Consider the following 5,423-nt stretch of genomic DNA (forward strand, 5'->3'; position numbering starts at 1 on the left):
CACCAGAATCTTGCAAAACCGGATTCATGACTGGTTTAGAAGGCAAAAGGTCCGAAACACTTGGGTCACCCTCTTCTCCAATATGGGCAAGAAATCAGACGAAAACGATGATTTTGACCCGCTGGAGTCGCTTTCAGCCCCGGATGACAGTGAAATTCACCAAGATGGTGCATTTAAGCTGGAACGTAGTCAGCTGCTGCAGTCACTTGAGTCAGAAATATCAAAATTGCCTGCCCGTCAACGAGAAGCCTTCCTAATGCGTTATTGGGATGAGCTGAGTATTACTGAAACTGCCCTTGCCATGAGTTGTAGCGAGGGAAGCGTCAAAACCCACTGCTCAAGAGCCACCCAGGCTCTAGCTAAAGCATTGAAATTAAAAGGAATTACGCTGTGAACCGCAATCAAGACATCCTCAATACAACAGAAACCGACCAATTTGGCCAGTCTGCTGCCGCCCTGCTCCACCAAGGATCCCAATCCTTGCCTGCTGGCATCAAAGATCGCTTATATGCAGCGCGCCTCAAGGCGCTTTCCGTCCAAAAACCAGAAAAAGTACGCATCCAAGAACATGTTTTAACCAGCACCTCTGGAAACTGGTCTTCAGGCTCGCGTTCTTTTTGGGATAACGTAGGCTGGGTTGCCCCACTAGTTGTGCTCGTATTTGGAATGATTGGCATCGCCCAATGGCAACAAGACTCTCGCATTAACGATATTGCTGAGTTAGATGCCGCCCTTTTGACTGATGATGTCCCACCTGATGCGTATGCTGATAGCGGGTTTATGGGTTTCCTCAAAAATGGTCCTTTGGCTGAATCCGATCAAGACAGCCTTGATTCAACTAAGTCACCATCCTAAGTTTCAGAGTAAGTCCAATTAGCTCATGCTAAAAAATCCCCGATCGTTCAGTGTAGCCCTCAGCATCTTTATCATGATGGCGATTGGCATTGCTGGATCAATGCAATCTTCAGAGGCACTCGCTCAAACCACCACTGGAAGCAACGTCAAAAGTGCTGGTACCCTAGAAAAGAAACCAGATGGCACGTGGGAAGGACTCAAACCAGGGCAGCAAAAAATCTTAGCGCCGCTCGAGGATGATTGGGATTACATGCTTCCTGAGAGTCGCAAAAAATGGATGCAGATTGCCAATCTCTACCCCAGAATGAGCGAAATCGACCGACAACGACTTCAGTCCCGCATGACCAGCTGGTCAAGTCTCTCTCAAAAAAATCGCCGTATCGCCCGTGAAAATTACTTGAGTAGCCTGAAATTTCCAACCGAGAAAAAAGCCGAGGCCTGGAGTGCGTATCAAAAACTCAGCGATGAACAGAAGAAGAAATTAGCCAAAGCAGAGCTCAATAAGAAAAAGCCGACCGCAGCGAATGCGCCAACATTACAACAGCATCCGATTATTCAGAAGTCCAATCTAGCACCAACGCTGCCACCACCGGCAAGCAATGCAGCCCCATCAGAAAGTACTGGAAGTTCTAGCGCCAGCGATTCTGAGACCGACTCGAGCAACCCCTAAGTCGTGATCACCCCCGCTGAATTAAACACGCTTCCTGCTCCGCAATTTTGGAGGAGGGTATCTTGTACTCTTTACGAGCAATTGGTTTTACTGGGTGTGATCGCCTTCACTTTTCTAGTCCCCAATTTGGGACTAGGCATGCTCTTCAATATTTCCCTACCAAGCTGGCTCACCTTTCTCTACCTCTATGTTGTTCTGGGTATTTACTTTGTTTGGTATTGGACTAAGTCTGGACAGACGCTTGCCATGCAAACATGGCGTGTAAGGATGATTGGTCCAGGGGGTTATAACCTGGCCCGCAAGCAAGCGATCTGGCGCTATGTCTATGGATCTTTATGGCTTCTTCCGTGCGTTCTCTTACAGTGGATCTTCGAACTTCAGAGATGGCAAATTATTGAGATGCTGTTCGCAGTTGCTTTATTCCTGTGGCCACTCAGCATTTACTTGGATAGCGTCAATCCCCTAAAGCGCCAGAGCCTGCCAGACCGTTTTGGTGGAACACGTTTAGTAGAGCTGCCAAAGAACTTAGTCACACTCTCGTAAACATGAAAATGCGCTTCAACTCTCGCGCAGACACTCCATTGCTGTAGTTGTTTGAATTTTTCTCTGGAAGCGATAACCTGCCAATAGACAGGCGAGCACTCCAAAAACGATGCCCATTGCCAAAGATTGGGCAAACGCATTGAACTCAATCTCCAAAACAAAACGGCCTAGCGCCCATGCTGCTATTCCAGCAGCCAACCCAGCCAGGGTGCCAGCAAGAGTACCAATAATGAAGAGTTCAGCTAAAGCAATCTTTCCAAGAAGATAACGAGATGCGCCCACCGCTTTAAGCAAGGCTGCGCTCTTGAAACGCTCATCCTGCGTTGCTGCAATTGCAGCAACTAAAACCAAAATCGCTGCCGCAATGGTGAAGGCGAATAACAAACCCAGCACAGAAGATAGTCGATCCAATACATCTTGTATTTGCTGCAAGGACGTGGCCACATCAACAATAGTGAGATTTGGATAGGTCTGCGCAAGCTGGTAATCAAGACCTTCAATTGCAGCACTTTGGTAATAAGAGGTAATCCAAGACTGTGGCATTTCCTCAAGCATGGCAGGTGGCATGATGGCAAAGAAGTTCACTTTCATTGAACTCCAATCTAACTTGCGCAAAGAAGTAATTGGCGCAGTCACTTTTTCACCGGCAAGCTCAAAACTAAGTTGATCACCAAGCTTTAACTTCAGAGTCTTCGCAATCCCCGCCTCCAATGAAACCTGGGGTGCATAGCCCTCAATCCATTTGCCCGCAGTAATGCGATTACCTTCAGGCAACTGCTCGGTATAGGAGAGGTTAAATTCTCGATCAACTAGGCGTCGCGCATTTTCATCAACATAATCATTCGGCCCAACAGTTTTTCCATTGACCTCAACTAGGCGTGCGCGCACCATCGGGCTGAAGCTAGGCTTTGCCACACCCGCATCTTGTAGAGACCGAGCGATTTTTGGTTTTTGATCTTCCTGAATATTAATCATGAAGCGATTAGGTGCATCCACCGGAATATTCCCCTGCCATGCTGCCAATAAATCCTGACGAAGTAAGAGAATCAGTAATAAGGCCATCAAGGCGATGCCTAAGGCAGTAATCTGCATTACGGCAAATCCTGAGCGCCGTGCTTGCGTGGTCAGCGCAAAGCGTAGTGCAAAGCTCTTGGCACCCCATCTCGAAAACAACAGATTGAGTAGGCGAAGTGATAGCCAAGAAACTATGGCAAAAATCGTAAGGGCCAAGCCAAAGCTCAGGGCAACCCAAGAAGCCAGCTTCAAATCCTGGGCCGCTATAGCAATTAGCGCTAGGCAGGTAATGAGTCCAAACAGTGCAACCCAAAGTACTTTGATATTGACTGAGCCTAACTCTTTTCGAATCAGTCTCACCGGAGAAATCATGACCAGGCTAAATAAGGGTGGCCCAGCAAAACCAATCAGCAAGCAGGAAGAAAACAGCACACTCCAAACTAATGGCCAGAGGGATAGCGAAGGTAGGCTAGTAAAGACTAAATTACCTAAGATACGTATCAATACTTCCTGGACACCATAAGCAATAGCGGCACCCATCATAGCGGCTACCAAGCAAAGACTGCCCAGCACTTTAATTTGCTTAATCATGATCACTTTTTGGCTTGCACCTAGGCATTTCATAACGGCGCACACATCTGCCTGCTTTAAAACGTAGCGGCGCGCCGAGAGTGCAATAGCTACCGCGGCTACCATTGCCGTCAGCAAGGCAACCAACGATAAGAAGCGCTCCGCCCGCTCTAGCGTTTTGCGCATCATGGGTTGCGCATTTTCCAATGTCTCGATACGCAAACCCCGCAGACCTTCAACTTCAATCCATTGTGTAGCCCACTGTTCATAATCAGAGATAGCCTGATCATTCCCCGCCAGTAGCAAGCGATAAGTGACTCGACTACCCAAACCGATCAGACCAGTAGCCGGTAAATCATCCAGCGACATCATCACGCGTGGCGCGAAATTCATAAAGCCAGCACCTCGGTCGAGCTCACGCTCTAGGACACCACTAATCACAAATGTTTTGTCTCCCAAAAGCATCTGATCACCCAGCTTAGCCTGCAGCACATTGAGCATAGCTGGATCTACCCAGACCGAACCTGCTGGTGGAGTAAGACTTGCCTGTGATGGAGAAACTTGTAAGGTACCGCGCAAAGGATAAGCAGCGCTAACCGCCTTGAGCGAGGCAAGCTTACTTTGTGCGCCAACGGTAGCCATACTTGGAAAGACAATGGTTTGAGCGGAGTTGAGTTGTCGCCCTTTAGCTTCTTGAATAAAGCGCTCAGGTAGCGGCTGATCAGAAACTAACAGTAAATCCGCAGCAAGAAGTTGGCGGGCATCAAACTGAAAAGCCCGCTGCATCCGATCAGCCAAAAAACTGACGCTAGATAAGGCTGCGACAGAAAGCGTTAGCGCAACCAGTAAAGCAAGAAGCTCACTGGATCGCAGGTCTCGCTTAATGCCCTGAAAGAAACTGACTAGCACTACGATTAAATCGCCTGAATCTGACCGCCATCAACACGGATCACTGACCCAGTGATAAAGGAAGCGCTTTGGCTTGCCAAGAATGCGGCGGTATCGCCATACTCCTGAGGATCACCGTAACGACCCATTGGGATCTGTTTCAGGCTAGCCTGCACCACGGAGTCATAGCTGACGTTTTCACGTTGAGCACGTGCTTCATCTAATTGGCGTAAGCGATCAGTTGCTACACGACCCGGCATGATCACATTGACTGTGACCCCTTCAGCAGCTACTTCTGCCGCCAAGGTTTTAGACCAGGCTAGCAGTGCAGCGCGCAAAGTGTTAGAGATTGCTAGGTTCTTGATTGGGGCAATTGCACCTGAAGTGGTACTCGTAATGATGCGGCCCCACTTACGCTGACGCATTCCTGGAAGAACCCGATCCGTAATACTGATTAATGAGAGAACCATGTCATTAAAGCTCTTCTGCCATAAGGCAGGATCCTGACCAACAGCCAGGGTTGGAGGAGGTCCGCCCGTATTGTTCACCAGAATATCGATCGGTCCGAGTTCTTTTTCCACCTTGCTCACCAGACCGTTAATAACGGAGGGGTCCGATAAATCCCAAGTCAATGCAAGAGCAATTCCGCCGGCCGCTTCAATTAACTCAACTGACTTTTTTAATCCCTCGGGATTGCGACCGGTTACCGCGACCTTAACGCCTTCACGTGCTAAAGAAACAGCCATCGCCTGACCCAGGCCTCGGCTTGACGCCATGACCAATGCAACCTTGCCTTTAAGCCCTAAATCCATGTCTTCTCCACTTTTTTATATTTTTTGCAATTCTAAAATAACTACTGCCCTAGAGGTGGGGGTAGATTTCC

The 5,423-nt window shown here is 48.5% G+C and carries 6 protein-coding genes; 4 read left to right on the forward strand and 2 right to left on the reverse strand.

What is annotated here, in order from left to right; translation table 11 throughout:
• The 4 genes from B7Y67_RS10135 to B7Y67_RS10150 form a co-directional block, all read left to right on the forward strand.
• Positions 1 to 394, forward strand: a 394-nt coding sequence (locus B7Y67_RS10135) for an RNA polymerase sigma factor (RefSeq protein ID WP_293598539.1), incomplete at its 5' end; no start/stop codon positions are given.
• Complete coding sequence (locus B7Y67_RS10140; protein ID WP_293598540.1) at positions 391 to 855, forward strand: DUF3619 family protein; 465 nt, start codon at positions 391 to 393, stop codon at positions 853 to 855. The genes B7Y67_RS10135 and B7Y67_RS10140, both read left to right, overlap by 4 nt.
• A 25-nt stretch (positions 856 to 880) precedes the next feature.
• A complete protein-coding gene (locus tag B7Y67_RS10145; protein WP_293598541.1) occupies positions 881 to 1,525 on the forward strand; it encodes a DUF3106 domain-containing protein in 645 nt (214 codons plus the stop codon).
• Positions 1,526 to 1,528: 3 nt separating this feature from the next.
• Positions 1,529 to 2,068, forward strand: coding sequence for an RDD family protein (locus B7Y67_RS10150; protein WP_293598542.1), 540 nt, complete (start codon positions 1,529 to 1,531; stop codon positions 2,066 to 2,068).
• A gap of 15 nt (positions 2,069 to 2,083) precedes the next feature.
• On the opposite strand, the gene B7Y67_RS10155 is transcribed toward B7Y67_RS10150, so the two are convergent.
• On the reverse strand, positions 2,084 to 4,561 hold the full coding sequence (locus B7Y67_RS10155; RefSeq protein ID WP_293598543.1) for an FtsX-like permease family protein: 2,478 nt from the start codon (positions 4,559 to 4,561) through the stop codon (positions 2,084 to 2,086).
• A 5-nt stretch (positions 4,562 to 4,566) separates the two neighbouring features.
• The gene (locus tag B7Y67_RS10160; RefSeq protein WP_293598544.1) at positions 4,567 to 5,352 is read right to left on the reverse strand and encodes an SDR family oxidoreductase; all 786 of its coding nucleotides are present in this window, start codon (positions 5,350 to 5,352) and stop codon (positions 4,567 to 4,569) included.
• Positions 5,353 to 5,423 lie beyond the last annotated feature (71 nt).

Source organism: Polynucleobacter sp. 35-46-11 (genome assembly GCF_002281105.1).

Bases quoted from the DNA above. Each gene is read 5' to 3' on its own strand.
- B7Y67_RS10160 (WP_293598544.1), bottom strand. From the start codon at position 5,352: ATGGATTTAGGGCTTAAAGGCAAGGTTGCATTGGTCATGGCGTCAAGC.
- B7Y67_RS10145 (WP_293598541.1), top strand. From the start codon at position 881: ATGCTAAAAAATCCCCGATCGTTCAGTGTAGCCCTCAGCATCTTTATC.